This is a genomic window from Methylobacterium sp. Leaf361 (assembly GCF_001424445.1).
GTDB lineage: Bacteria > Pseudomonadota > Alphaproteobacteria > Rhizobiales > Beijerinckiaceae > Methylobacterium.
This window is the reverse complement of sequence record NZ_LMPY01000074.1, coordinates 1-3,663: the sequence shown is the minus strand read 5'-3', so window position 1 is coordinate 3,663 and position 3,663 is coordinate 1. Positions and strand designations below refer to the sequence as shown.

At 61.3% G+C, this 3,663-nt stretch carries 5 protein-coding genes; 2 read left to right on the top strand and 3 right to left on the bottom strand.

Annotated features, from left to right (window positions below; translation table 11 throughout):
• Positions 1 to 115 precede the first annotated feature (115 nt).
• The gene (locus ASG32_RS34250; protein ID WP_157862107.1) at positions 116 to 532 is read left to right on the top strand and encodes a hypothetical protein; all 417 of its coding nucleotides are present in this window, start codon (positions 116 to 118) and stop codon (positions 530 to 532) included.
• Positions 533 to 657: 125 nt separating this feature from the next.
• Here ASG32_RS34250 and ASG32_RS29630 read toward each other — a convergent pair whose 3' ends face one another.
• The 3 genes from ASG32_RS29630 to ASG32_RS29620 form a co-directional block, all read right to left on the bottom strand.
• Positions 658 to 903, bottom strand: a complete 246-nt coding sequence (locus ASG32_RS29630; protein ID WP_056533451.1) for a hypothetical protein — start codon at positions 901 to 903, stop codon at positions 658 to 660.
• 76 nt (positions 904 to 979) lie between these two features.
• Positions 980 to 1,222 carry a DUF6522 family protein gene (locus ASG32_RS29625; RefSeq protein WP_056533453.1) on the bottom strand — a complete coding sequence of 81 codons (243 nt, stop codon included), beginning with the start codon at positions 1,220 to 1,222 and terminating at the stop codon, positions 980 to 982.
• 109 nt (positions 1,223 to 1,331) lie between these two features.
• Positions 1,332 to 1,700, bottom strand: a complete 369-nt coding sequence (locus ASG32_RS29620) for a hypothetical protein (protein ID WP_056533449.1) — start codon at positions 1,698 to 1,700, stop codon at positions 1,332 to 1,334.
• A 1,068-nt stretch (positions 1,701 to 2,768) separates the two neighbouring features.
• On the opposite strand from ASG32_RS29620, the gene ASG32_RS29615 reads away from it, so the two are divergent.
• The gene (locus tag ASG32_RS29615; RefSeq protein ID WP_056533447.1) at positions 2,769 to 3,434 is read left to right on the top strand and encodes a hypothetical protein; all 666 of its coding nucleotides are present in this window, start codon (positions 2,769 to 2,771) and stop codon (positions 3,432 to 3,434) included.
• The last annotated feature ends 229 nt before the right edge of the window (positions 3,435 to 3,663 follow it).

Here is a 3,663-nt window from a genome sequence, read left to right as displayed (position 1 = left end):
GTCGGTCGCATCGAGGAGTACGCATACCGTCTGAGCCATCGCCCAGCCTCGCACGCCTCACCGCCCGCGTGAATCCTCCGTCCGCGTCACTGCACTAGAGGATGCCGACGAGCCTATGTCGCCGAGCGAAATCGCGGTTGCCACCAGTGGCAGCCGGAACGCGATTGACCAGCTGCTCTACAAAATGGCGAAGGCAGGCGATGTGCTGAAGGCTGGGCGTGGTCGGTACGTTCATCCGACCCGGGCCGATCTTATCCTCGCTCGCACCTCTACCCCCCATAAGAACGATAAGAAGATAAGAAACGGGGCGGATGCACAGGGGGATGAGGCCAAAAACGGCGACGCGTTTCTTACCGGCAATCCCGAGCCAGTAAGAAACGAGGGGTCAGCGATAAGAAACGAAGGGGGGGCCGAGCCCTCCGCCAAGAGCGCAGAGCTCGACGCTTCTTATCTTCTTACCGATCTTACCGGGGGTAAGAGCCCGGCTGCTGAGTGGTCTGTCCCGGTTCTGAAGCGCCAGACGGCCGAGTGACCGGATTGATCGGATGGGCAGGACAGATCCCTAGGGTTTTGTCCTGTCCGTCCGGTGCCGGACGCCGGACAAACGGGACATCTGTCCGGATTGTCCGGGGTGTCCGCATTTTCCGGCCGCGAGGCTTAGGCAGCTTTGTCGTCGACCACCGGCACGGCAAAGAACTTGAACGGGTCCTCGACGACCCCGCTCTGGTCATCCATCGCGTCGGCACAGTGCTGGCTCTCGATCGGCGTCGAAGGCCGAGACGTGAAGGTGGCTGTAGGCGCCTCTAGGCTTGCGGCTCTGATTTGCTTTTCGACTTCGCCCTCATGGGTCGAATGGCAGAACATCCAAGGCTCGCCATCCTTCTCGATCGTCACGTAGGCCATGGGCATCTCCTGCGGTTCGGCAGGGACAACGCAGCAGGATGCGATTGGGAAGCGGGGGGGAGGCGTCGCGGTGACGTCACCAAAAATCTTCGCCGATCAGCGCGCCGCTCTGGTCGAAGGTGCCGCGCCAGCCTCTATCGGTCAGGCGGACCGTCACTAGCGTCTGACCGGCATCCTTGCCGCTGCCGGCTTTGATCCGAGCTTCGACCTGGCCTTGACGTTCCATGCGCTTCAGGTCTGTCGCGCTCACACCGAGACACAACGCCAGTTCGCGCGGATCGACGATCCAATCGCCCTGATGTCCGAAGGTGAGCCTCATGGAGTCGCCCTCCATCAGCTCGGCAGCAGATGCGGGGCTGAAATCGAAGATAACACTTCATACAGTCTTCGGCACGGTCCTCGGGTGAGGTCGTGCGCCAATCCGTGCTTCAGATGCCAGCGCTCGCGGCGCCCGCTTCCGCTGCCTGCCTGACGGTGGCCCCGTTTCGAAGCGCCGTAGCTATCTCGGACGACATGGTATCGACGGCGGCAGCACGATCCTGGCCATGGTCGTAGGTGCCGCTCCCGTCCGTTCCCAGTCTCGCGCGGTAGTTGTCCGGAAACCGTCTATCCATACGTGTCTTCAGTAACTCCGTGGCTTCCCTGTAATCATCATCGAAGTTCCTGGCTCTGATGAACCTGCTCTCGCCAAGCGAGCTATTTTCCTGCTCAACATTTTCCGATGTGCTTCTTCGTTTATCGCCACCGTCAGAGAAGAACTGGATGAACCTGCTGATCAGCAAAATGAGAGCGTTCATCTCGGTTCCCCAATCGGACGAGGCTTAATCTATTTGGGCCGGCACGTAGGCGGCGGGCGCAATGACAATTTTCACAGCGATGACAGCTGTGCCGTTGTTCCTGAGTTTGCCAAGTACAGCATCCATACGATCATGAAGATTATGAAGACGGACACCGTCGTGATGATCAGCGTTTTCCAGGTAGCTGGAGCGTGGTCGACATGGTCGGTGGGCATCTGCAATTCCTCGCTCTCGTCAAGTGAAAGCGATGGCAGGTGCGAAAGGTCCAGTTTCAGTGTGCGCGTGTCGAATGGCCACGGAGAACGCGGGCGCGGATCTGAAGCCTTGCACAGGTGGCCGATGTTCAGCGACGCGGTGATGGGCTACGCCGCGCCGCAACGCTCACCCAATTACCAATCGGATTATCAAAGCAGCTACCGCTGAGCCCGCTAGAGCGATGCCAAGCAGGTACGGGCTGGGAAGCTGGTCCGTTGTGTCGACGTCCTCACCCTGACGGTGAACAGTCCTATTTGCGGCTCGGTTGCTCGCCGAACTCGTGTTCACGTCGGGATAGATACGCGCTTTCATGGCGAACTCCTTTCAGCAAATTGGCTGATGCGGAACTCTCTGACCGTTCACGGTGCAGCTCGGCTGTTAGACCCATAAATCAACACTGCCACTCAGGGTGCGGCATATTGGCATAAATATTCCGGGGTGGATATAGCAAAACATAACATCGCATAACTATGGGCAAACGGGCGGAGGCGAACGAGATTTAATCAGTATCGGCAGGTGCTTGCCGCGGCGCGGTATAAGATCCATCGTTCTAGCTACGCAGTGATTGAGGCGTAGCCACATCATGACCAATCCTCTCCGACGAGACGCTCTGCTCCGGCTGAAGGTTGAGACCGATCTCGCCCGAGCGGTGGAGATCACAGCCCGCCAGCGCGGCCAGACCATGAGCGAGTTCACGCGGCAGAGCCTGCGCGCGCATCTCGCCCGTCACGGTGTTCGGCTCAGCCCGGATGACGGTCCGCGGACCCCGCCGGCTGCTCCCGCTCTCGCTCGTGCAGCTTGAGGGAGACCGGCATGAACACGATCTCCAGCTTCAACCTTCGCGACGAACGCAACCTTGCCCCGGTCGTTGGCCTCAAGCCCAGCAAGGTCGTGTTGTACCCGGTGCCGCCCGCGCCGCGGACCTCGACGCAGATCAGCGCCGAGCGTGAAGCAGCTCAGGCCGAGCGCGACTCTCTAGAGGCCAGTCGTGCCGGTGTGCTGCTGAAGGGTGCCGCCGACGACGTGGCGGCTCTCGATCACCGCATCGCGGTCGTGAAGATCAAGCTCGACCAGCTGGAAGTGCAGCACGCCGCGGCGGCAGCTGCCGAGGTCGCAGCGCAGGCCACGCACGAAGCCGAGCAGAAGCGCCGTAAGGATCTGTATCGCAAGGCCATAAAGGCCAGCGCCGAAGTGGCGACCTTGGCTGACCAGTATGTCACCGAAGCGCAGCGCTTGGTGCCGTTGCTGGAGAAAATCCGAGAGCGGGCTACGCTGATCGCGATGGCCAACGCCGCGCTGCCGGATGGCGCTGAGATGGTCCCGGCCGGCGAGCCCCGTTGCAGTTGGGAAGGCCGGTCTGATCAGCCCCACAGTTCAATCGCCAGCCGTGTGAAGCTGCCCGCCCTCGGCACTGACGCTGGCTACATCTGGGGCGAGGTCGCCCCTATCTACGGAAGGATCGTCCATGAACCGCACTGAGATCGAGGACGGTGCCGCCTGGGCTCGTCGCGCCCTCCGCAAGCCTGAGCCGGGAAAGCCTGAGCCGACCAAGGCCGAGCGCCGAGCGACGTGGCTGACGGAGCGTAAGGCCGAACGCGCGGTGGATCAGACTAGGGCGTCTCTGCAAACTCATGTGAGCCAGAGCATGGTCATGCCGAGGGTGACCATGGCGAGGTAGTTGGCAGCCCGCTTCTCGTAGCGGGTGGCG